At 70.4% G+C, this 22,072-nt stretch carries 25 protein-coding genes; 4 read left to right on the top strand and 21 right to left on the bottom strand.

The features are described from left to right. Positions 1–651, top strand: a complete 651-nt coding sequence (locus Q5425_RS30330; protein ID WP_308675761.1) for a class II aldolase/adducin family protein — start codon at positions 1–3, stop codon at positions 649–651. On the opposite strand, the gene Q5425_RS30325 is transcribed toward Q5425_RS30330, so the two are convergent. The 15 genes from Q5425_RS30325 to Q5425_RS30255 form a co-directional block, all read right to left on the bottom strand. Beyond that, the gene (locus Q5425_RS30325; RefSeq protein WP_308675760.1) at positions 648–1,301 is read right to left on the bottom strand and encodes an HD family phosphohydrolase; all 654 of its coding nucleotides are present in this window, start codon (positions 1,299–1,301) and stop codon (positions 648–650) included. The genes Q5425_RS30330 and Q5425_RS30325 overlap by 4 nt on opposite strands. A 73-nt stretch (positions 1,302–1,374) precedes the next feature. Next, complete coding sequence (locus tag Q5425_RS30320) at positions 1,375–2,013, bottom strand: hypothetical protein (RefSeq protein ID WP_308675759.1); 639 nt, start codon at positions 2,011–2,013, stop codon at positions 1,375–1,377. Between the two features lie 2 nt (positions 2,014–2,015). Continuing rightward, the gene (locus Q5425_RS30315; protein ID WP_308675758.1) at positions 2,016–3,029 is read right to left on the bottom strand and encodes a hypothetical protein; all 1,014 of its coding nucleotides are present in this window, start codon (positions 3,027–3,029) and stop codon (positions 2,016–2,018) included. A gap of 183 nt (positions 3,030–3,212) precedes the next feature. Further along, a complete protein-coding gene (locus Q5425_RS30310) occupies positions 3,213–3,794 on the bottom strand; it encodes a transglutaminase family protein (RefSeq protein ID WP_308675757.1) in 582 nt (193 codons plus the stop codon). A 72-nt stretch (positions 3,795–3,866) separates the two neighbouring features. Next, positions 3,867–4,472 carry a histidine phosphatase family protein gene (locus tag Q5425_RS30305; RefSeq protein WP_308675756.1) on the bottom strand — a complete coding sequence of 202 codons (606 nt, stop codon included), beginning with the start codon at positions 4,470–4,472 and terminating at the stop codon, positions 3,867–3,869. A 45-nt stretch (positions 4,473–4,517) separates the two neighbouring features. After that, on the bottom strand, positions 4,518–4,871 hold the full coding sequence (locus tag Q5425_RS30300) for a hypothetical protein (RefSeq protein WP_308675755.1): 354 nt from the start codon (positions 4,869–4,871) through the stop codon (positions 4,518–4,520). A gap of 203 nt (positions 4,872–5,074) precedes the next feature. Further along, a complete protein-coding gene (locus Q5425_RS30295; RefSeq protein ID WP_308675754.1) occupies positions 5,075–6,508 on the bottom strand; it encodes an MBOAT family protein in 1,434 nt (477 codons plus the stop codon). A 52-nt stretch (positions 6,509–6,560) separates the two neighbouring features. Then, complete coding sequence (gene rlmB / locus Q5425_RS30290) at positions 6,561–7,517, bottom strand: 23S rRNA (guanosine(2251)-2'-O)-methyltransferase RlmB (RefSeq protein ID WP_308675753.1); 957 nt, start codon at positions 7,515–7,517, stop codon at positions 6,561–6,563. A 29-nt stretch (positions 7,518–7,546) separates the two neighbouring features. Further along, on the bottom strand, positions 7,547–8,935 hold the full coding sequence (gene cysS, locus Q5425_RS30285) for a cysteine--tRNA ligase (RefSeq protein WP_308675752.1): 1,389 nt from the start codon (positions 8,933–8,935) through the stop codon (positions 7,547–7,549). Between the two features lie 43 nt (positions 8,936–8,978). Beyond that, positions 8,979–9,665: an HAD family hydrolase gene (locus Q5425_RS30280; protein ID WP_308675751.1), complete on the bottom strand. Its 687-nt coding sequence runs from the start codon at positions 9,663–9,665 to the stop codon at positions 8,979–8,981. A gap of 21 nt (positions 9,666–9,686) precedes the next feature. Then, positions 9,687–10,082 (bottom strand): PPOX class F420-dependent oxidoreductase, encoded by a 396-nt coding sequence (locus Q5425_RS30275; protein ID WP_308675750.1) that lies wholly within the window; start codon positions 10,080–10,082, stop codon positions 9,687–9,689. A 10-nt stretch (positions 10,083–10,092) separates the two neighbouring features. Further along, positions 10,093–10,488, bottom strand: coding sequence for a PPOX class F420-dependent oxidoreductase (locus Q5425_RS30270; RefSeq protein WP_308675749.1), 396 nt, complete (start codon positions 10,486–10,488; stop codon positions 10,093–10,095). A 28-nt stretch (positions 10,489–10,516) separates the two neighbouring features. Further along, complete coding sequence (ispF, locus tag Q5425_RS30265; RefSeq protein WP_308675748.1) at positions 10,517–10,984, bottom strand: 2-C-methyl-D-erythritol 2,4-cyclodiphosphate synthase; 468 nt, start codon at positions 10,982–10,984, stop codon at positions 10,517–10,519. Further along, on the bottom strand, positions 10,981–11,595 hold the full coding sequence (locus Q5425_RS30260; RefSeq protein WP_308675747.1) for a 2-C-methyl-D-erythritol 4-phosphate cytidylyltransferase: 615 nt from the start codon (positions 11,593–11,595) through the stop codon (positions 10,981–10,983). The genes ispF and Q5425_RS30260 overlap by 4 nt, the downstream gene beginning before the upstream one ends. 53 nt (positions 11,596–11,648) lie before the next feature. After that, the gene (locus Q5425_RS30255) at positions 11,649–12,140 is read right to left on the bottom strand and encodes a CarD family transcriptional regulator (RefSeq protein ID WP_004559016.1); all 492 of its coding nucleotides are present in this window, start codon (positions 12,138–12,140) and stop codon (positions 11,649–11,651) included. A gap of 286 nt (positions 12,141–12,426) precedes the next feature. Here Q5425_RS30255 and Q5425_RS30250 point away from each other — a divergent pair, with 286 nt between their 5' ends. Both Q5425_RS30250 and radA read left to right on the top strand, forming a co-directional pair. Then, positions 12,427–13,119 carry a hypothetical protein gene (locus Q5425_RS30250; RefSeq protein ID WP_308675746.1) on the top strand — a complete coding sequence of 231 codons (693 nt, stop codon included), beginning with the start codon at positions 12,427–12,429 and terminating at the stop codon, positions 13,117–13,119. 38 nt (positions 13,120–13,157) lie between these two features. After that, positions 13,158–14,516, top strand: coding sequence for a DNA repair protein RadA (radA, locus tag Q5425_RS30245; protein ID WP_308675745.1), 1,359 nt, complete (start codon positions 13,158–13,160; stop codon positions 14,514–14,516). Here the strand turns inward: radA and Q5425_RS30240 are convergent, their stop codons facing one another. Both Q5425_RS30240 and Q5425_RS30235 read right to left on the bottom strand, forming a co-directional pair. Further along, positions 14,517–15,578 (bottom strand): hypothetical protein, encoded by a 1,062-nt coding sequence (locus Q5425_RS30240; protein WP_308675744.1) that lies wholly within the window; start codon positions 15,576–15,578, stop codon positions 14,517–14,519. Next, a complete protein-coding gene (locus Q5425_RS30235) occupies positions 15,571–16,164 on the bottom strand; it encodes a sigma-70 family RNA polymerase sigma factor (RefSeq protein WP_308675743.1) in 594 nt (197 codons plus the stop codon). The genes Q5425_RS30240 and Q5425_RS30235 overlap by 8 nt, the downstream gene beginning before the upstream one ends. Before the next feature lie 157 nt (positions 16,165–16,321). Here Q5425_RS30235 and Q5425_RS30230 point away from each other — a divergent pair, with 157 nt between their 5' ends. Then, positions 16,322–16,915, top strand: coding sequence for a C39 family peptidase (locus Q5425_RS30230; RefSeq protein ID WP_308675742.1), 594 nt, complete (start codon positions 16,322–16,324; stop codon positions 16,913–16,915). Here the strand turns inward: Q5425_RS30230 and Q5425_RS30225 are convergent. The 4 genes from Q5425_RS30225 to otsB all read right to left on the bottom strand — a co-directional run bounded on the left by Q5425_RS30225 (position 16,912) and on the right by otsB (position 22,066). Further along, positions 16,912–18,186, bottom strand: a complete 1,275-nt coding sequence (locus Q5425_RS30225) for a serine aminopeptidase domain-containing protein (protein WP_308675948.1) — start codon at positions 18,184–18,186, stop codon at positions 16,912–16,914. The two genes, Q5425_RS30230 and Q5425_RS30225, sit on opposite strands and share 4 nt — an antisense overlap. Before the next feature lie 48 nt (positions 18,187–18,234). Then, positions 18,235–18,813, bottom strand: coding sequence for a helix-turn-helix domain-containing protein (locus Q5425_RS30220; RefSeq protein ID WP_308675741.1), 579 nt, complete (start codon positions 18,811–18,813; stop codon positions 18,235–18,237). Between the two features lie 102 nt (positions 18,814–18,915). After that, on the bottom strand, positions 18,916–19,452 hold the full coding sequence (locus Q5425_RS30215; RefSeq protein ID WP_308675740.1) for a hypothetical protein: 537 nt from the start codon (positions 19,450–19,452) through the stop codon (positions 18,916–18,918). 79 nt (positions 19,453–19,531) lie between these two features. Next, positions 19,532–22,066: a trehalose-phosphatase gene (gene otsB, locus Q5425_RS30210; protein WP_308675739.1), complete on the bottom strand. Its 2,535-nt coding sequence runs from the start codon at positions 22,064–22,066 to the stop codon at positions 19,532–19,534. Positions 22,067–22,072 lie beyond the last annotated feature (6 nt).

Here is a 22,072-nt window from a genome sequence, read left to right as displayed (position 1 = left end):
ATGATCCTCGAGACCGAGCGGGCCGCCGTTTGTGCCTACGCGCGGCGGATGGTCGGTGACGGCCTGGTTGTCGGTACCTCCGGGAACGTCTCCCTGCGGGGCGGTGACCTCGTTGCCGTCACCCCGACCGGTGTTGCCTACTCGAGCCTCACCCCCGCCGACATCCCCGTCGTCGATCTGGGTGGGCAGGTCGTCGACGGCTCGCTCAAGCCGACCAGTGAGCTCCCCGTGCACCTGTCCGTGTACTGGGACGCTCGTGACCCGGACGGTGAGCCCGTGACCGCCGTTGTGCACACGCACTCTCCGCACGCCACCGCCGTCTCCACGCTCGTGCGGGAGGTTCCGCCCGTGCACTACATCGTGGCCACCATCGGGCCCTCCGTGCGCGTTGCGCGCTACGCCACCTACGGCACGCCGGAGCTCGCTGCCGCCGTGCTGGAAGCGCTCGAAGGGCGCCGTGGCTGCCTGATGGCCAACCACGGCACCCTCACCTACGGCGACGGCCTCGAGGCCGCCTACCACCGCGCCCAGCAGCTCGAATGGGCCTGCCGCGTGTGGCTGCTCGCCCAGAGCGCCGGCCGGCCCAGCCTGCTGCCGCCGCCCGAGGTCGCCAATGTCGTCGAACGGCTTCGCGGCTATGGGCAGGGCTAAGAAGCGACTGCGTCCAGCAGCTCGACCACCGTCGGGTCGTCGACCGCCTCCTTGATGCACCGCCACAGCTGCAGGTTCGCCGTCGCCCAGCGCGAGTACGTCGCCGCCGCCTCCGGGTTGTAGAAGTAATACCCCTCGTCGTGGACGTCGCACTGCTCGCCGACGATCTTGTGCGCCAGCTCGCGCAAGCTCAGCCCGTTCTCGCGCAGGTACCGGTGCGCCAGCACCACCGGGGTCACCGGCAGCGCCTTGAACAACGTGTCCGCGTCACTCAGGGCCTGCGCTTCCAGCGAAATGTCCCGGCCGCGCGTGGCCATCTCCGCCTCGTCGACGATCTCGTCGATCCACCGCGCGATGTGCGGTGGCACGCCGCATTCGGCGAGGATCTCCAGGCGCAGGCTCTGCCCCGCCGCGGCCGGCGAGTTCCGGAGCACCAGGTAGTTGACGTCGTGCACCAGCGCGGCCACTTCCACCACCGTGAGATCGGCGCCGTTGTGCCGGGCGAACCCGACCGCTTTCGCGCGGACGAAACCCACGTGGTGCCAGCCGTGGAACTGCAGCCGATCGGCGTACTGCCGGCAGAGCCGGTGGACCCTTCCTTCGACGGCACCGACGACGGCGTGGTCGATCGTGCTTTCTTGCGTGCGCATATACCTCTCCCATCCCGGCCGTGGTATTTCAGACGGGTGGAGTAATGGTAAGCGCGTTGACGCCGGTGTGTAGCTAGATGCGGTCGGCCAGTTCCCCCAATCGGACCTCGACCGGAACGTGACGATGACCGATTCCGCTGGCCGGGTCGAAAGACAAGCTGAAACTGCTCACCGGGCGTGATTTCACGAGGAAAGTCATCGTTCCGGTGGCGGCTTCGGGGATCCGGTGGAATTCGTCGGCCAGCATGGTGGCGCAGGCGCCGGCTGCACACCGCGTCCGGCGGCGCAACCGCGCGGACGCGATCAACCCGGTGCCGTCGTCGATCGTCGTTTCGTACCTTTCGTGGAGATAGTCACCACGGAGGATGGTGGTGCAGAAGTGGTACCTGTGGTTGTGCACGGAATCCGCGTAGCCCTCCCGCCAATCCTGCTGCGCCTTGTATTCGTGCAGCCAGAAGGAGAACGGGTCGGCCGGGGAATCGAGCAGGCACCAGGCGAAGTGGGTGGTCGTTTCCCGGGACGAGCGCAGCACCTTGGTGGCCTGCGCGGCGGACAGCGAGCGGAGCTGCGTGCGCAGCTCGTCCCGCAGCCCGGCCTGGATGGCCCACGGCCGGAACCAGCCGTCGACCGCGTGCCAGTCCGCGGCGAGGGGGAACCTGGCCGTGCGCAGGCGCGTGGCCAGTTCGGAGAGGGGGGACAGGCGGGTGAGCAAGGTCAGCTCCCTAGCTCGGCGACTGCGGAGAACTCCGCGCGGAAGGCGTGGAACTTGCCCTCCAGCTCGCGGAACTGCTCCTCGGACAACGGGGATCCGGTGATCTTCTCGAACAGCGCCAGGAAATCCGCCCGCGTCGTCGCGGGCGTGATGCGGAAGTGGCGGCCGGTCCGGGACTGCGAGACGCGCACGAACTCGGCGCGTTCCATGTTGTAGAGGAAAGAACCTTCGGTGAACCGCAGGGACCGCGGGTACAGCTTCGTGGCGCCGCGGACGTCGCTGTAGAGCGACACCCACACGCTGTCGTCGAACATTTCCAGCCGGTCCAGCGGCGGGTCGGCGACCACGGTGATGTCGACCTGCGCGCAGCGGCTGCGGGCCAGGAAGAGGCCGACGAGCCCGATCCGGATCTCTTCGTGGAGCCGGGACTGGATCTGTTCGGAGTCGACGTCGGCCGCCTCGCGGCGCAGCAGGTAGCGGGCGCGCCCGCTGATCGACGTCGCGTCGCGCGGATCGGCGATGACGGCCCGCAGTTCCCGCTCGCTGCGGGAAAGCAGCACGCGGGCGGCCGCGTGCCGCCCGGAGAAGCCGCGGAAGAAGTACTGCCGGGTCGCGTCGAGGTCGGCCATCAGCGCGCGGTTGAACGCGGGGTCGGGGTCGGTGGTCGCCTCGAACACGTCGGTGGGGAAGAACTCCTTGTTCAGCGCCCGGTATTCGGCGCTGAGGTCTTCCAGTGCGCGCCTGCTCTCCTCGATCACCGGTGTCACGAGCGCCTTCTGCGACGCGCTGGCGGTGATCAGCGTCTGGCCGAAGCCGACGATGGCGGAAATCAGAGTGCCGGTGCCCAGCGACGTCACCAGGTTCTTTCCGGTGCCGGGTTCCATCAGGCCGGCGATCCACAGGCTCAGGCCGGCGACCACGACGAGCACCGTGAGGAGCAGGCTCGTCCTGGTCCAGAAGATCTCTTGCAGTGGGGTACGGCGGAGGCGTCCGCCAGCCGCGGCCACGTGCTTCACCTCCCTCGAACCACTCGAACGGACGAATGCGTAAAGTGTCTGTTCGAGCGCGGGGAGTCACTTTACGCGCCTCATGGGGTGCGCGAAATAAGAAGTTCGGGGGACAGGGCTGACGGACGGACGTCACTCTCGGCAATAATTCACCGAGTTGGCCGGTTTTCCGAAAATAACGGAAAACCATGATCAAAGGGTGCGCGGCAGCCCCTTTTCGTACCAGCCGGGACCCGGCTCGACGGTCATCAGGAAGTCGACGACGACCGGTGCGGGAGCCGGGTGGATCTCCGGGTGATCGCGCTCGCCGCGGGCGGTGTCCACCGGCCAGGCGAGTTTCTCCACGTCGAGCGAAAACTCCCCGCCGGCGCCCGTGCGGTTGCCGCGGGCGTCGAGGCGCGACCACTTGCCGTGCAGGTACACGGCAGTCAACCCGTGCAGCGCGGAGAGCTCCTGGTAGCAGAAACCGGCCGGAATCCCTTGTGCCCTAAGCAAAGCGGCGAGCAGGTGCGCCTTCGCGTGGCAGATCCCGACGCGCTCGCGCAGGACGTCCGACGCCCGCCAGGTGACCCGCGGATCGCCGGCGTCGATGACGTGCTCGACCTGGTCGCGCACGAAGAGGAACGCGGCTTTTGCGCGTTCGGCGGGATTGTCGCCGGCAGGTCGCAAGGTGCCGATCAGCGCGCGGATCGACGGGTGCTCGTGGTCGACGACGGCGTCGGCGGCGAGGTAGTCACTCGGCCGATCGGACGTGGGCGACGGAACGGGGCTCATCCGCGCATCCTGACAGGCTCGGCCATTCGGGCGAGAGCGGTTTTCCGGGCTACTACGCTCCGCGTCCATCGATTACGGAACGTAGAAATCCGGCGGAAAGCCCGTCCACCGCAGTTCGGCGGGGAGGTGGCTCAGGTCGTTGTAGGTCAGCAGCGAGGCGGGCCGCCCGGGCGAGTACTGCAGGACGGTCAGGCCGGCGTGGGCGTGGCTGAAGGTGAGCCACCGCCACGGCGGCGCGTCCTGCGCGGCGCGGACGAGCCACCCGACGAGGAAGTTGTGCGTGACGAGCACTTCGTAGCGTGGCTCGCCGCCCGGTACCGCCCCGCTGAACCGGCGCTCGGCCTCGGCGGCCAGGTCTTCGTCGGCGGGCGGGAACTGCCGGGCGAAGGCGAGCAGGAGATCGCCGGACGTCTCGGGCAGTTCCTCGCGCTTCGGCGTGTAGGGGACGAAGTCGCCCGCTGCCTCCTCGACGTGGAGGGGGACGCCGGGGAGCTGCTCGGCGATGAGGTGCGCGGTGTGCGCGGCACGCGGGAGGGGGCCGTGGTGGATCGAGGTGACGGGGACGTCGCGGAGGCGGCGGCCGAGCAGGACGGCTTGGCGCCGGCCCGCTTCGGTGAGTCTTCCGTCCCGGCCCGCTTCGGCGTGGCGGGTGAGGAAGAGGTACCGCGTGGTCAGCACCGGGTCAGGCTTTCACGCGTTCGTGACGGCCCCGCTGATCGGGTGTCAGCCGATCGGGACCAGTGCGCCTTCCGGGCCCTGGGTGGGGACGAACTGGGCGACCAGGCGGATCGGGGCGGGGTGGGGGGAGAGGACCAGCGAGGCGAACGGGGTGATCGTGTGTTCGTGGCCGCTGTTCGTGTGGAGGTGGACGCTCACGTGGACGTTGCGGTCGGCGGGGATTTCGAAGGAGACCGAGCCCCAGGAGACGATGTATTGGCGGCCGTCGATGCTGGCTATCGGTGCGTAGGCGCGGACTGTGTGGCCCAGGTGGGGGATTTCTACGGTCAGGAGGCGGCGGGGGCCGTTGTGGTTGTCCACGTACGGGATTACTCCGGGGACCTTGGCGAGGTCGGTCATCCTTCGGCTTCCTGTTCCTGGTCGGGAGTTTCCACCGGCCCGACGCCTGATCGTTCAACGGCCGCCACACCGGGTCAAGGCGGGAAAGCGTGCCTTGACCCGGTGCGGCGGCCGCTGAAGATGGCTGCTTATCGGGTCGGTGGGGGGTGTGGCCGGGGGGCGTGCGTGTGTGGGTCTGCTGCGGTGGGTGTGTGGCGGGGGCCTTAGAACTGGTAGTACAAGAATGGGCTGAATGTTCCTGTTGCTATCAGGATTGCCGCGTACAGCAAGCCCACCGTCATCACTCCTATTCGCAGTGCCGTTGCCGGGCGGCTGCGGGAAGACTCCAGTAGGGGGCCCGTTACCGGGTGGGCCGGTAATACGAACACCGTCAAGGCTGCCAGCATCAAGATCGTGCGCTGGTTGGTCAGCGCTTGGTCCACTCCTGCGCCCAGGCCATTGAAGTCGGGGAGGAGCATGTGGCCGATCATCGACAGTGCGTGGCCCAGGTCGGGGCTGCGGAAGAACACCCAGCCGATTACCACCAGGAACATCGTCAGGGCTCTGCGGAGGTAGCGCTTCCACGGGGTGGCCGGATCCAGGTCCAGGGCGAAGCGGCGCTCGATCACCAGCAGTGCTCCGTGGTAGCAGCCCCACACCAGGAACGTCCACTGCGCTCCGTGCCAGAAGCCCGTCAAGACGAACACTATGCACAGGTTCCGATACGTGCGCGCTGCTCCGTGGCGGTTGCCGCCCAGGGGGATGTACACGTAGTCGCGGAACCAGCGGCTCAAGCTCATGTGCCAGCGGCGCCAGAACTCCGTGATCGTCACCGCGGAATACGGTCTGGCGAAGTTCTCCGGCAACCTGAAGCCCAGCATGCGGCCCAAGCCGATCGCCATGTCCGAGTAACCCGAGAAGTCGAAGAACAGCTGCAGCGTGTAGCCGATTGCGCCGAGCCAGGCCGTGGCGAACGTCATCTGGTCCGGTGGGACCTTGAAACACGCCTCGACCAGCGGGCTCAGGGAGTCCGCGATGATCGTCTTCTTGCACAGGCCCAGTGCGAACCTCGGGAAGCCCGCCGCGATGTCGTCGAGGCGGTGGGAACGCAGCTGGGGGAGCTGGTCGGCGATCTCGCGGTACCGGACGATCGGGCCCGCCACCAGCTGCGGGAACATCGCGATGTACGCCGCGAACGACACCGGGTTGCGCAGGGCCTGGCGCTCGCCCCGATAGATGTCCACCACGTACGAGATGTGGTGGAACGTGTAGAACGAGATGCCGATCGGGACCACCAGGCTCGCGACCGGCACGCTGCCGCCGAACCAGTGCGCCACCGCCGCGATCTGCTGCGTGGCGAACCCGGCGTACTTCCAGATCAGCAGCACCGCGACGTCCAGCGCCACCACCGCGATGAGGATGCGCCGGCGCCGGACGCCCTGGACGTCCCACGGGCTCGGCGCCAGCATCGGGCCGACCAGGAAGTTGACGACCATGCAGCCGAGCAGCAGGAACACGAAGCCGCCGGCGCCGATCGTGTAGAACAGCAGGCTGCCGACCGCGATGATGCCGTTTCGCCAGCTCCGCGGGCACACCAGCACGGCGATGAGCACCGCCGGCATGAAGTACCACAAGAAGAGCGGCGAAACGAACGACATCGGGTCCCCTCGGTCTATCCGACGGTGACCTTAACCCGACTGGGTGGCGGTGTCAGACCCGCCCGGCGGCTCGGCGCCGCCGCGCCACCTCGGCCAGCAGCACACCCGCCGCCACCGAGGCGTTGAGGGACTCCACGCCCGCCGCCATCGGGATCGACACCGTTGCGTCGCACGTCTCGCGCACCAGGCGCGACAGGCCGCGGCCCTCCGAGCCCAGCACGATGACCAGCGGGTCCGCGGCCAGCTCCAGCTCGTCGATGTCCACCGAACCGTCGGCGTCCAGGCCGACCAGCATCAGGCCGTCGTTCGCCCACGCCTTGAGCTGACGCGTCAGGTTCGTGGCCACCGCGATCGGCAGCTTCGCCGCCGTGCCCGCGCTCGTCCGCCACGCCACCGCCGTCATGCCCGCGCTGCGCCGCTCCGGCAGCAGCACACCGTGCGCACCGAACGCGGCCGCCGAGCGGATCACCGCGCCCAGGTTGCGGGGGTCGGTGACGCCGTCGAGCGCGACGAACAGGGGCACCTCGCCCGAGTTGCGCGCCGCCGCCATCAGGTCGTCCGGGTGGGCGTACTCGAACGGCGGGACCTGCAGGCCCAGGCCCTGGTGCACGGCCCGGTTGGTCTTGCGGTCCAGCTCCTCGCGCGGGATCTCCAGGATCGAGATGCCCTTGTCGCCGGCCAGCCGGACGGCGTCGTTCACGCGGTCGTCGACCTCGATGTTCAGCGCGACGTACAGCGCGGTCGCGGGGACGTCCGCGCGCAGCGCCTCGACCACCGGGTTGCGCCCGGCGATCAGCTCCGGCTTGTCGGCCTTCTTCTGCCGGGCCTGGTCGCGCTTGGCCGCCGCGTTGTTCTGGCGATAGGCCTTGTGCCCGGGGCGATCCTCCGCCTTCGGGGTCGGGCCCTTGCCTTCGAGGGCCTTGCGGCGCTGACCGCCCGAGCCGACGACGGCGCCCTTCTTGGTGCCCGTCTTGCGGATCGCGCCCTGGCGCCGCGAGTTGCCTGCCATGGTGAAAGTTTCCTTGCGTAGAGAACGGTTCAGTCGGACTTCACAGTCCACTGAGGACCGTTGGGGGTGTCCTCCACCACGATGCCCGCCTGCTGGAGGCGGTCACGGGCGGCGTCCGCGCGGGCGAAGTCCTTCTCGGCCCGGGCCTGCTGGCGCTCGGCCAGCAGCCCTTCGACGATCCGGGACAGCGCTTCTTTGGTGGGCGTGTCGGAACCGCCCGCCTCGGACCAGCGCGCGGACAGCGGGTCGAGGCCGAGCACGTCGGTCATCGCGCGGACGGCCGCGGCGAATCCGAGTGCCTTGGAGGTGTCGCCCGCGTCGAGGGCGGCGTTACCGTCCCGCACCGTGGTGTGGACCACGGCGAACGCCTGCGGGGTGGCGAGGTCGTCGTCGAGGGCGTTCGCGAACGCCTCGGGGAGCGTGCCGATCGTCACTTCGCCCGCCGCGGCGGCGCGGCGCAGGAACTGCTCGATCCGCTGGTAGCCGGTGGCGGCTTCGGAAAGCGCCTTGTCGGAGTACTCGATGGTCGACCGGTAGTGCGGCTGGACCAGGTAGTACCGCAGCTCCGGCGCCCGGTAGCGCTCCAGCATCGCCGGGATCGACACGGTGTTGCCGAGCGACTTCGACATCTTCTCGCCCGACATGGTGACCCACGCGTTGTGCAGCCAGAACCGGGCGAACGCGTCGCCCGCCGCGTTGGACTGGGCGCGCTCGTTCTCGTGGTGCGGGAAGACCAGGTCGATCCCGCCGCCGTGGATGTCGAACTCCGCGCCGAGGTACGCCGTCGCCATCGCCGAGCACTCGAGGTGCCAGCCCGGCCGGCCTTGCCCCCACGGCGTCGGCCACGACGGCTCGCCCGGCTTCGCGCTCTTCCACATGGTGAAGTCGCGCGGGTCGCGCTTGCCGCGGGTCGGCGTCTCGCCCTGCTGGACGTCCTCGAGGACCTGGCCGGACAGCTTGCCGTAGTCGTCGAACGACTTCACCGAGAAGTAGACGTCGCCGTCCGCGACGTAGCCGTGGCCGCCCTCGATGAGGCGTTCCATCAGCTCGACCATCTGGGTGACGTGCCCGGTCGCGCGCGGGTTGATCGACGGCGGCAGGCAGCCGAGCTGCTCGTACGCGGTCTCGAAGGCGCGCTCGTGCGTCGCGCCCCACTCCCACCAGGGCCGCTCGTGCTCGGCGGCCTTGACGAGGATCTTGTCGTCGATGTCCGTGACGTTGCGGACCAGCAGCACGTCCAGTCCACTGTGGACGAGCCAGCGGCGCAGGACGTCGTAGTTCAGCACCCCGCGCACGTGCCCGATGTGCGGAACGCCCTGCACGGTGGCCCCACACACGTAGATCGACGCCGTTCCGCTACGGACGGGGTGGAACTCCCGCACGCTCCGGGTCGCTGTGTCGAAAAGGTGAAGGGCCACCCTCAAAGGGTACGGGGTGCGGCGTGAGGGACGTCTCTGGCCCTCAGGCGACGCCGAAGCCGCGCAACGCCGTGAGCAGGGCGTCCGGTCGTTCGGCGGTCGGCAGCGGGTCGACCAGCGCGAACTCGCAGCCGAGCGCGCGGGCGCCGCCGTCGGCCTCCTCGCTGTCGCCGACCATCAGCGTCTCGGTGGCCGGCACGCCGAGGCTCGCGACGGCCTTGCGGAAGATCTCCAGCTCCGGCTTGACCGCCCCGACCTCGAAGGACAGGACGAACTCGTCGACGTAGGCGTCCCACCCGCGGGCGGTGAAAGCGGGCCGGATGTCGAAGGCGATGTTGCTGAGGACGCCCACCTTCAGCCCCCGCTCGGCGGCGGCCTTGAGCGCCGCTTCGGTGTCCGGGTACGGCGTCCACTGGCTGGGATCGATGAGCCGGTCGTAGAGGGCCTGCGCCTGGCCGGCGTGCGGGACGCCCGACTTCCGGAGCACCTCGAGGTAGACCTTCCGGTGCAGCGCGGGGTCGCGATCGCGGTGCTGCCAGGCGTGCACGTGCTCGGCGTCGAGCTCGACGACCTGCCCGACCGGTGCGGTCATCCGGCGCATCAGCTCGGCCTGCGCCTCGACGTCGAGCGGCTCGCCGTCGTGGTTCGTCAGTTCGGTGAGCCAGGACTCGTCCTGCTCGAGCCGGAAGAGCGTGCCGGAGAAGTCGAACAACACCGCCCTGATCGTCATGACGTCAGCCTAACGGGACCATCAGGCCAAATGCCCTGTGATGTGTTCGGGGACAACGCGCACGAGCACGCGCACGACGTCGGCGGGCTCGGGCGGGAAGACCGTGCCGGTGTACTTGCGGGCCAGCTCGTCGTTCAGCTCGCGGCCGCCTTCGGCGGTGACCTCGGCGCGGCCGCGGATCTCGACGTAGTTCTCCGGATCGGCCAGGTCGAAGACGGAGAGCGAGACGCGGGGGTCGCGCCGGATGTTGCGCTCCTTGCGCCGGCCCTGGACGGTCACGAAGACGACGGTGTCCCCGTCCCGCTTGGCCCAGACGACGGAGGTCTGCGGCGAGCCGTCGGCGTTGGTCGTGGCGACGACGGGGTAGCTGGTGCCGTCGAGCAGGGCCTTGGTGGCCTCGTTGAATGTCACACCCATGGTCTGGACCCTATTTCACGTTGCCGGCGATCTTCTCGGCTTTCAGCCGCACGATCACCCGCTGGACGTCGGCGCCCTCGGGCGGTGGGTCCTGGGCGAGGTACTTGTGGCTGAGGGCCCTGGGGAGCGCCTTGCCGGGGTCGGGGGTGATCGTCACGGTGCCGCGCAGCTGCGTGTGCCGGTACGGGTTTTCGGCGTCGGTGATCGAGACGCTGATGCGGGGATCGCGCCGCAGGTTGCGGACCTTCCGGCGGTCCTCGGTCGCGCTGAAGACGAGCTCGCCGTCGTCGAGACCGACCCAGACGACGGAGGTCTGCGGTCCGCCGTCGGGATCGAGGGTGGCGACCGTGGCGAAGTTCTTCCCGTCGATCAGCGCGCGGACGGCGTCCGGAAGAGTGAGGGCCATATCACGCCGAACCGGCGCCGGTGCGGCCCTATTCCGCCGCGAGCAGCAACGCCGTCGCGAAGGCCGCGATGCCCTCGCCGCGGCCGGTCAGCCCCAAGCCGTCCGACGTCGTCCCGGAAACGCTCACCGGGCCGCCCACCGCTTCCGACAGCACCTTCTGGGCCTCTTCGCGCCGCTTCCCGACCCGCGGGGTGTTGCCGACGATCTGGACCGTGGCGTTCCCCACTCGCCAGCCCGCCGCCTCGATCAGGCCCCTGACCTCGGCGAGCATGTCCGTCCCGTGCGCGCCGTCCATCCGCGGGTCGCCCGTGCCGAACACCGCGCCGAGGTCGCCGAGGGCCGCCGCCGACAGCAGGGCGTCGCACAGGGCGTGGGCGGCGACGTCGCCGTCCGAATGGCCCGCGCAGCCGTCCACCCCCGGCCACCGCAGGCCCGCCATCCAGCACTCGCGGCCCGCCTCGATCGGGTGGACGTCCACCCCGTTGCCGATCCTCACAGCGTCTCCTCGTTCTTCGGTGCCGCCGCGATCGCCTCGGCCAGTGACAGTTCGAAATCGGTGGTGACGCGCATCGCATCCGGGTGGCCCGGGACCGTCGCCGCACCCGCCGGGGCGAGGTCCGGCCGGAACGCCGCGAGCGTGTAACCCACCGGCGTCTGAAGGGTGCGGAGCCGCGTGCGGTCCTCCGTGCCGACGATCAGGGAAGCCGCGTCGGTCACCTTCACCGTGTCGGCCATCGGCAGCACCGGAACCACCACATCAGCGCCGTCACGGACCGCGCTGATTACGTCACTCACCGTTTGCGCAGGAATGAAGGCACGCAGAGCGTCATGGAGGAGTACAACTGAGTCACGGGAAAGCTCGGGCTCGACGGCGGCGAAGGCCTGCCGGAGCGAGCCGGGGACGACCCGGCAGCCGAGGCCGCGAACCGCCTCGGAAAACGACGACGCACACCGCTGGGGGGCCGCCACGAACACCGAAGAGATTTCCGGCACGTCCAGCAGCCCCCGCACGGTGTGCGTGAGTAGCGCCTCACCATGGACCGGCGTGAGAGCGAGCTCCCAGTCGGAGGCATGATGTGCGACGGTCACGATCACGACGACGTTCATCGGTACGCGATCGTAGAGGCACCCACTCGCCCGGCGAGCGGGATGCCCTGGGCTCAGACCGTCGCGGTTTCCAGAACTTCGTCGAGGAGGACCTCAGCCTTGTCCTCGTCGGTGCCCTCCGCGAGCGCGAGCTCGCTGACCAGAATTTGCCGCGCCTTCGCCAGCATGCGCTTCTCGCCGGCTGAAAGTCCGCGGTCCTTCTCTCGCCGCCAGAGGTCGCGCACCACTTCGGCCACCTTGTTCACATCGCCGGAGGCGAGCTTCTCGAGGTTGGCCTTGTACCGACGAGACCAGTTGGTGGGCTCTTCGGTGTGCGGAGCACGCAGCACGTCGAAGACCTTGTCCAGTCCTTCTTGCCCGACGACATCGCGAACGCCGACGATCTCGGCGTTGTCTGCGGGCACGCGAACCGTGAGATCCCCTTGCGCGACCTTGAGGACGAGGTACTTCTTTTCCTCGCCCTTGATCACGCGGGTCTCGATGGCTTCGATGAGTGCGGCACCGTGGTGCGGGTAGACGACGGTCTCTCCGACCTTGAAAACCATGTGTCCTCTGCCCCTTTCGCTGACTCCATCCTAGCACGGGCCGCCAGTGCCCACCTAGCGGGCCGGACTCGTCCTCGCAGGTCAGCGGCCTGAGCGGGGGTTGACAAACGTCGGACCCCCGTGCTCACGCAGGTAGCGGGGAAGCGTTTCGTCACAGGCCGGGAATTCCTTTGTGGACGGTTGATCTTGGTCGGGGCGGCCCGGCAGCGCACACCGGTTCCGCGCGGGAGATCGACCCCGGCTAGTCTTCGGGGCGACGAGGCCGTGAAAAGGGAAGGACTGCGACGTGAGGCTGCAGAATCGTCGCGTGCTCGGTGCGGGCGTGCTGGCGCTCGGTGCCGCGCTCGTGCTCGCCGGGTGCGGGGCCGGCCAGATCACCCAGACCTCGACGCAGCAGGCCGCGGTCAACGGGACGCACGCCCAGGTCAAGAACATCGACCTGCGCAACGCCGCGGTCCAGTACCCGACGTCCGGCCCGGGCTACGCGGCCGGCGCGACCCCGGCGCTGACCCTGACGATCGTGAACCGCGGCGCCCAGGACGACTCACTCGTCTCGGTGACCACCGAAGGCGGCGGCCAGGCGACCATCGACGGCTCCAAGACCATCGTCGCGGCGCACTCGCTGGTGATCGGCCCGGACGACGCCGCCGAGTCCACGAACGAGGTGCAGCCCACGTCCTCGGGTGCGCCGTCCTCGTCGTCGAGCGCTCCGACGTCTTCGAGCGCGCCGGCCGGCAGCAGCTCCGCCTCCAACAGCCCCGGCAACCTGACCGCCACGGCCACCTCCGAGGTCCCGTCGTCCGGCCCGGCCGCGACGCCGACCGCGCCGGAGAAGATCGGCCAGGCCACGGTGACGCTGTCCGCGTTGAAGCAGCCGCTCTGGCCCGGCCAGGTCATCAAGGTCACGTTCGTCTTCAAGAACGCCGGACCGGTCACGGTCGACCTGCCGGTCGCGGCGCCGTCGCACGTCAAGGAGTAGGTCCCGGTTTTGTCGGTGGTCGCCGATAGCCTCGCGGGGTGAAGAAGGGGACCACCTACCGCTGCTCCGGCTGCGGCTACGAAGCGGCCAAGTGGCTGGGCCGGTGTCCGGAGTGCCAGGAATGGGGCTCGCTCGAGGAGCGCGGGGCGCCGGCCAAGCCGGCCATCCAGCGCGTCGCGGCCGGGGCGCCGAGTGCGCCCGCGCGGCCGATCGGCGAAGTCGACGTCGAAGCGGCGCGTGCCCGGCACACCGGCGTGTCCGAGCTCGACCGGGTGCTCGGCGGTGGCCTGGTGCCGGGCGCGGTGGTGCTGCTCGCGGGTGAGCCGGGGGTCGGCAAGTCGACCCTGCTGCTCGAGGTCGCCTACCAGTGGGCCAAGACGGTCGACCGCTCCCTGTACGTCACGGGCGAGGAGTCCGCGGGCCAGGTCCGGTTGCGCGCCGAGCGAACGGGCAACGTCCACGACCGGATGTACCTGGCCGCCGAGAGCGACCTGTCGGCCATCCTCGGGCACGTCGACGACGTCAAGCCGGGGATGCTGATCGTCGACTCGGTGCAGACCATGGCGTCCCCGCAGGTCGACGGCTCGCCCGGCGGCGTGACGCAGGTCCGCGCGGTGACGTCCGGGCTGGTCGCGCTGGCCAAGGAGCGCGGGCTGCCGGTGGTGCTGGTGGGGCACGTCACGAAGGACGGCTCGGTGGCCGGCCCGCGCGTGCTGGAGCACCTCGTGGACGTGGTGCTGCAGTTCGAGGGCGACAAGCATTCGACGCTGCGGATGCTCCGCGGCATCAAGAACCGGTTCGGCGCATCCGACGAGATCGGCTGCTTCGAGCTGCAGGAAGAAGGCATCGTCGGGGTGCCGGACCCGTCGGGGCTGTTCATGAGCCGCACGGCCGAGCCGGTGTCCGGCACGGCGATCACGGTCTCGATGGAGGGCAAGCGGCCGCTCTTGGGCGAGGTGCAGGCGCTGGTGTCGGCGACGTCGGCGCCCCAGCCGCGGCGCGCGGTCAGCGGCCTCGACTCCGCGCGGGTGGCGATGGTGCTGGCCGTGCTGGAGAAGCGCGGCGGGCTGAAGCTCGGCGACAAGGACGTCTACGCGGCCACGGTCGGCGGCATGAAGATCACCGAGCCGGGCATCGACCTGGCGCTGGTGCTGGCGCTGACGTCGAGCTTCGAAGACGTCGCCCTCTCGCCACGGCTGGTCTCGGTGGGCGAGGTCGGGCTGGCGGGGGAGATCCGGCGCGTGCCGAGCGTGGGCCGCCGCCTGGCGGAGGCGGCCCGGCTCGGGTTCACGCACGCGCTGGTGCCGCCGGACTCGGGCAAGCCGCCCGCCGGGATCCGGGTGCTGGAGGTGGCGAACGTCGCGGACGCGCTGAACGCCGCCGGCCACGCGCGCTGATCACCCCGAGGTCCGCGTGATGGCGTAGGAGTACTCCGTGTCCGGGCCCTCGGGCCGCTGCGGGGAAAGGGGCCGCTGCGTGGTCGTGGTGTTCGGCACGCTCACGCCGCTCTGCGGTGGGTTCAGCGGTGTCTCCTTGTCGGAGAGCATCGCCGGGGTCGGCGCGCGGTCCGCGGCCAGCAGGTGCGCCGTCGCCGGGTCGAGGAACAGCCGCCCGCCCAGTTTGAGGTCCACGTAGACGGTGGCCGTCCTGCCGTCCGAGGTCGTCCGGCCGGGCATGACGCCGATGCCCGGGAAGCTCGCGAGCGCGTCGCGCAGCGCGAACCGGACGTCCGGCCGGAGCAGGCCGGTTTCCAGCACGCTCCGGACCATGCCGAGCGCGTCCGTGGCGGAGTGCATCCGGCCTTTGCGGGGGTCGTCGACGTCGAGTGTGTCGGAGGCCAGCCGCTGGGCCAGTTTTTGCCGGTCGGGGGGCAGCGAGGCGATGAACGCCGCGTCGGGGGTCAGCCAGTTCAGGTAGTGCTGAGCGGCGAACACCCCGCCCGGCCCGTACTCGTCGACGGGGCCGGGGGGTGGTTCGGCGGTCTTGCCGTCCGCCCGGTGCTCCGCGTCCGTCAGCGTCGTGCGCCGGTGCCAAACGCCGGCCGGATCGGCCGGGATCCAGAGTTCGATCCGCCGCTGGGCCTTGGCCGGGAACCCGTTGCGGGCGTAGAGGGTCCAGTCCCGCATCTCCGTGTAGCGGAACTCGCCGGGCACGAGCGGGCGGTCGAGGTCGGGGAGCGCGGCGGGCCGGGACGTCTCCGGCGCGTCCGGCGTCCACCGGGCAGCGGCGACGCCGAGGCCGCCGACCAGCGTGACGACGGCCGCGGCGACGGCGAGCCAGCGCCACGCCCCGGACCGGCGCGGCCCGGCGGGTGGGGCTTCCTCGACGCCGGCCGCCGCGAGCAGCGACGCGCGGGCGAAGGCGAGCCCGTCGTCGTCGCCGACGTCGCTGTGCAGGTCGCCGAGGGCCGCGTCGAGTTCGGCTTCGGACCAGATCTTCCGGACGTTGTCTTCAGGCAAGATCCTGCACCTCCTCTTGGGCCGGGGCGTTCGTCCTGAGCCAGCGTCTGATCCGGTGCAGCCGGGACCGGACGGTACCCGGCGGGATCCCGAGTGCTTCGGCGACCTCGGCCGGCTCCAGCCCGGCCCACGACACGAGCAGCAGCGTGTCGCGGTCGGCGGGGCTGAGCCGGGCCAGCGCGCCGGCCAGCTGAGCCGCGCGCGCCTGGGCGTCGACCTGCTCGGCGACGCGGCCGTCGTGACCCGCGTGGCTGGCTTCGCCGGTCCGCGCGAGCCGGGCGGTGGCCTGCAGCCCGCGCAGTTCGGACCGCACGTGGTGGCGCAGCAGGTTCGTGGCGATGCCGTAGAGCCACGAGCGGGCGGTGCCCAGCTCCGGCCGGTAGCTCTCGCGCCGGCGCAACGCCACCAGGAACGTCTCGGCGACGAGGTCGTCCGCCGGTTGGGCGCCGACCCGCCGGGCCAGGTACCGGCGCAGCTGCGCGGCGTGGGCGTCGAAGAGCCGCCCGAACGCCGGCCCGGGCTCGGGTCCGCCCAGGTCCGGACGGTCGGGCCCGCCGAGCTCCGCACCCTCGTGGATCACCTGCATGCCCCCAGTTGCCCGCAGCCTTCGCGAGCGTTCACGGGCGAACCTACCTTCGTCGTGATCCGTCCGGGTGCGGGTGAGGGACAAGCGGCGAAGTTTGCCGAGATCATCCCCGGGTGAGGTGCTGGCCAACCAGCGCCGAAACTGGGGAAGGATCATCATGCGCAGATTCCGCCTGGGCTTCGTCACGCTCGTGGCCGCCATGGGGCTCGTCGCCCTGCCCGCCGTGGCGCAAGCCACCACCGAAGCCGTGCTCAACGTCCAATACCAGGTTCAGCAGACCGGGTACTGGTGCGGCCCGGCCGCCACGCGGATCGCCATGTCCGCGCGCACCGGCAACCTGCCCAGCCAGGCCACCCTCGCGGCCCAGCTCGGCACCACCACCAACGGCACCGACTGGATCGGCCAGGTCACCGGCGTGCTGAACCGGGACCTCGGCACCTCCTGGTACGAGACCAAGGAGATGCCGAACGACCCGCCCACGCAGGCCCAGCGTGATCTGCTCTGGCGCGACATCGTCCTCGACATCAACAACGGCTACCCGATCGTCGCCAACATCGTCGCGCCCGCGAACAACCACCCGCCGGGCTACCCGAACTACACGATCTACCACTACTTCACCGTCATCGGGTACGACAGCTCCGACATGACCGTCAAGATCGCCGACCCGGCGAACTTCGGCGGGAACCAGCTCTACTGGCTGACGTTCAACCAGCTCGCGACGCTGATCCCGCCCAAGGGCTACGCCGCCTAGACGCCCAGCAGGCCCCAGTAGACCGCCCACGGGACGAACACCACGCCGCCGGCGAGCACAACGCCGAGCCGGTGGCCGCGGGTCCGCCACCACGCCACCGCCGTGCCGATGGTGGCGGCCACCGCGCCCAGCGAAAGCAGCTGCAACACCAGCCACGGCAGCGGCCGGCCGGCGACGACCGGGCCCAGTCCCCTGCCCATGGTCAGCTGGATCAGCACGTCGACGACCAGGAAACCGAGCACGGTGAGCAGCCCGGTCGCCGACAGCCAGCGGGCCGGCCGTGCCCCGGGACCGCGCCGGAGAAGCGGGTACCAGGCGAACGCCACCAGCAGCAGCGCCGGCACGGCGAGCTGCAGCCACGTCGGCTCGTACCAGGCGAGCGGCGTCACGGCGGTGCTCGGCCGGTCCTGCGCCGGCGGTGCGTCGGCCGTCGAGGCGGCGGGCGGGTGGTTCACCCAACTGCCCACCAGCTCGAGGTAGCCGGGCGCGTACCCGGGCAGCTTGTCGAAGCCGTCGGTGGTCCGGCGCAGCTGGTGCTGCGCGTCCGGGAAGACCCGCAACGTGTGGTGGGCCACCGATTCCCGGAAGATCCGGACCGCTTCGCCCGGCGGCGTCAGGACGTCCTTCGCGCCCCACAGCCCGAGCACGGGCTGCCGCAGGCTCGTCAGCACCGGCACCGGGTCGTAGTGCGCCTCCGGGAACACCCCGCCGCCGACGAGCTGGCGCATCATCGTCGACGACGCCATCCGCACGATCGAACCGGCCATGCCCAGCCGTCGCAGCTGGTTCTCGATCGCCCACGCCTGCTGCCGCGACGGCTCGACGCCGTTCGCGCCCAGCGTCACGACAAAAGCGACGTCGGAAGAGCGCGAAGCCGCCAGCGGCGCCACCCAGCCGCCTTCGCTCAACCCCCAGACGCCGACCCGGGCGGGATCGACCCCCGGTTGCTTCCGCAGCGCCTCGACGGCGGCCAGTGCGTCGTCCGCGAGCGTCGAGTACGAGCGTTCGAACTGCGAATAGCCGTCGGTGCGCTTGTCGTAGACGAGTGTCGCGATGCCCTGCCGGGCAAAGGCTTCCGCTTCGAACCGGTAGTCGTCCCGGCTGTGCTCCCCCGAGCCGTGGACCATCACCAGCCCCGGCAGCTTCGTCCCGCCGGGCGGCGCGACGACGGTGCCGTGCAAGGTCACCCCGCCGTTGCGGAACGTCACGTCGTTGCTGGTCACGGAAGCCGCCGACGCCGGTGGCGCCAACGCCGTGACCGCCAGGATCACCCCGGCCAGTAGAACCCCTCTTCGCATGGAAAACCCCCTGGTGTCATGTCATTCCCCTGGATCCGGGAACGCGAGCCAGCGCACGAGCACGCGCCGCGCTTCCGGTGACCGGTCGGCCGGCGGGTTGCCTTCGGGTCGCCAGTACCGGCGGAACAGCTCCATGTAGTCCTGCCAGAGCTGCTGCAGCTCCTCTTCGGTGAGCCACGTGGCGCCGCGCGCGAAGAGCAGTGCGTCCGGCCAGCCGCCGGGCAGCTCCTCGCGCTTTTCCGCGAACCGGTTGAGCTTTTCGAGGTCGTCCTCGAACCCCTGCCGCTGCATGTCGTCGAAGAGCACCCGGGATTCGGCGCTCTGCTCGCTGCGGCGCGGCCAGCGGATGTCCCGCGGCCGCGTTCGCCACCACCGTTCCTTGCCCCGCGCGAGCTCCGGGGCGTCCTCGACGAACCCGAACCGGGCCAGCTCCCGCAGGTGGTAGCTGGTCGCGCCGGTGTTCTCGCCCAGTGCCTTGGCGAGCTTCGTGGCCGTCGCCGGCCCGGCCGACAACACGCCGAGAATCCGGCGGCGCAGCGGGTGCGTGACGGCCTTGAGGGCGTCCGGATCGAGCTCTTCCGGTGGTGGAGCGCTGGTCATGACCTCACTGTAGCCGTGCAGAGAAAGTTGTGCAAAGAAATCTCTGCAACTCGGCGCAGACGGACGCCGGCCGGGCACCGCGTGTCTACTTTGGACTGGGGCTTACCAGATCGGGTGGTCGCTGAACTTCCGCAGCGTCTGCACCGACGGCCGCACGTACACCAGCCCCGCCAGGAACCCCATGGTGGCGAAGGCGAGCGTGGAGAACGTCGTGAGCAGGTCGGGTGCCTGCAGGTCCGGGGTGTCGTGCCACACGCGGAACACGATCGGCACCGCGCACGACCCGAGGACCAGCACCAGGGTCAGCACGTAGGTGAACAGCAGTGCGTTGCGGGTCGCCGCGGCACTGGCCACCACGAGGTAGTCGCCGCGCAGGCACCGGCGGCACGTCAGGACCAGCACGGCCATCGCCAGCACGCCCAGCGGCGGCAGCACGGCGGCGGCCTTGCCCAGGAGCGTGTCGGGGAAGGCGTGCCCGTGGACGACTCCCTGCAGGTACGTCGTCAGCCCGAACAGCAGCACCATCCCGGCGATCATCGAGCAGCCGACGACCACCGAGCCCCAGCGCACCCGCTCGGCGAACCGGGGCGGCAGCGGCACGAACTCGACCTGTCCGAACGTCCCCTGCACCCTGCTCACCTCCGGAATGCTCCGAAGGCCACCATAAGGGCACTGGGTGCCGTCATGGTGGCCTTCGGGGGCTTTCGGACCGAAAGGGCTAACTCGCCGCCAGCAAGTTGGCGCACCGGATGAGCCCGATGTGGGAATACGCCTGCGGGTGGTTGCCCAGCGACCGTTCCGCGATCGGGTCGTACTGCTCCGGCAGCAGACCCGTCGGGCCGGCCGCCGCGACGATCTGGTCGAACAGCTCCTGCGCCTCGGTGCGCCGCCCGGTGAGCAGGTACGCCTCGATCAGCCACGCCGCGCAGATGTGGAAGCCGCCCTCGCCGCCCGGCAGGCCGTCGTCGCGGCGGTAGCGGTACACAGTGGACCCACTGCGCAGCTCCGCCTCGATCGCGGTCACCGTGTGCTGGAAGCGCTCGTCGGCCGGGTCGATCAGCCCGGTGAGCCCGACGAACAGCGACGCCGCGTCCAGGTCCGTGCCGTCGTAGGCCGTGGTGAAGGCCTGGACCTCGTCGTTCCAGCCGTGCGTGAGGACGTCGGACTTGATGTCCTCGCGCAGGCCCGGCCAGTTGCCCGGGATCTCGCGGCCGTACTGCTCGCCCAGCTTGATCGCGCGGTCGATGGTCACCCAGCACATGACCCGCGAGTAGACCCGGTGGCGCGGCACGTGCCGCTCCTCCCAGATCCCGTGGTCCGGCTCGTTCCAGCGCCGGGTCACGGCTTCCGCCATCGCGCGGACCATCTGCCAGTCCTCGTCGCGCAGCTCGCCGCGCGCCGTGGCCAGGGTCTGCACGAGCTCGACGACCGGGCCGAAGACGTCCAGCTGAACCTGGTGGTTCGCCAGGTTGCCGACGCGGACCGGCCGGGAACCGGCATAACCGGGCAGCGACTCGATCACCGCTTCGGCGCCGATGACGCTGCCGGCAAGGGTGTACAGCGGGTGCAGCCGCTCCGGGCCGGCCAGCGTGGCGAGCACGCCGTGCAGCCACCGCAGGTAGCCCTCGGCCTCCTCGATCGAACCCAGGTGCACGAGCTCCCGCACGGTCATCGCCGCGTCGCGGATCCAGCAGTAGCGGTAGTCCCAGTTGCGGACCCCGCCGATCTCCTCCGGCAGCGACGACGTCGCCGCGGCGAGCACCCCACCGGTGTCGGTGTTCACCAGCCCGCGCAGCGTCAGCGCCGAGCGCAGCACCAGATCGGTCTGCACCGTCGGGAGCTGCAGCTTCGACGTCCACTCGCTCCAGTAGCGGCCCGCGCGGTCCCGGCGTTCCACTTCGGACAATTCGTGCTCGCCGAGGTCCGTGGTGCCGCAGCGCAGCTCCAGGACGACCGGCCGGGTCGGCGTCGGCTGCACGAGCGCGGCCGCCGTGTCGTGCAGGCCGTCCGAGGTGATGGTCCACTCGACGCCGGGCGAGTACAGCACGAACGGCTCCGACGTGCCGAGCACCCGGACGCCGCCTTCGACGATCTCCAGCTTCACCGGTACACCGCCGAACTCGGGCCGCGGCGCGAACTTGACGCTCGCCGCCGCCTCACCCGAGATCACGCGCACGAGGTCCGTCCGGTGCGGCGCGCTCTCCGGCTCGAGGTAGTCGGTGACGAGCAGGCGCGACCAGCGCGTCTCGACCGTCATCGTGTTCGGCAGGTAGCGCTGGCCGAGCGGGAGGCCGTTGCGGTGCGGCTTGATGGAGAAGTGGCCCGCGCCCTCGCCACCGAGCAGGTCGGCGAACACGGCGGGCGCGTCCGGGCCGGGGTGGCACAGCCAGGTCAGCTTGGCGTCCGGGGTCAGCAGCGCGACCGACCGCTCGTTGGCCAGCATCGACAGCCGCTCGATCGGCGGGGCCGACTCGCCGTAGAGCCAGTTGCGGCGCTCCTCGAGCAGGAAGCCGAGGACCAGCGCGACGTCCACGGTGTCGGGCACGCGGAACGAGGCGAGGGTCTCGCCGTCACCGACCTTGATGCCCAGGTCAGGGCCGGAGAGCCGGGCGAAGGCCTTCTCGTCGGTGACGTCGTCGCCGAGGAAGATCGCCGCCGTGGCGCCGACCTGGTGGCGGAGGATGTCCAGCGCGCGGCCCTTGTCCGTCTGGACGACCGCCAGCTCGACCACCTCCTTGCCGTCGGTGGTCGACACCCCTTCCCACGTGGAGGGTCCGGAGTGGACGGCCGCGAGCACGCGGCGGCCCGCCTCGTGCTCGGCGCGGCGCACGTGCACCGCGATGCTCGCCGGCTTGACCTCGAGCGACACGCCCGGGACGTCCAGCACGAGCTGCTCGAGCTCGGACTCCAGCCGCCGGTGCAGCTCCCGCGCCTTGTCGTCGAGGGCGTGGATGAAGCCGATGTCGAACTCCGAGCCGTGGCTGCCGACGAGGTTCACCTCGGCCGGCAGCCGCGACAGCGTGGCCAGGTCGCGCAGCGCACGGCCGGAGATGACCGCCGTGGTGGTCTCGTGCAGACCGGCGAGCGATCTGAGGGCCCCGACGGACTCGGGCAGCGGGCGTGCCTCGTCCGGGTTGAGCGTGATGGGTGCCAGCGTGCCGTCGTAATCGCAGGCGACCAGCAAACGCGGAGAACGGGCGATCTGGACGACCGCGCGCCGTAGCTCGGCGGGCAGGGCCTCGGCAGTCAACACTCCTCC

The organism is Amycolatopsis sp. A133 (assembly GCF_031082405.1).
Classification (GTDB): Bacteria; Actinomycetota; Actinomycetes; order Mycobacteriales; family Pseudonocardiaceae; genus Amycolatopsis.
This window is presented reverse-complemented; position numbering and strand designations above follow the sequence as displayed.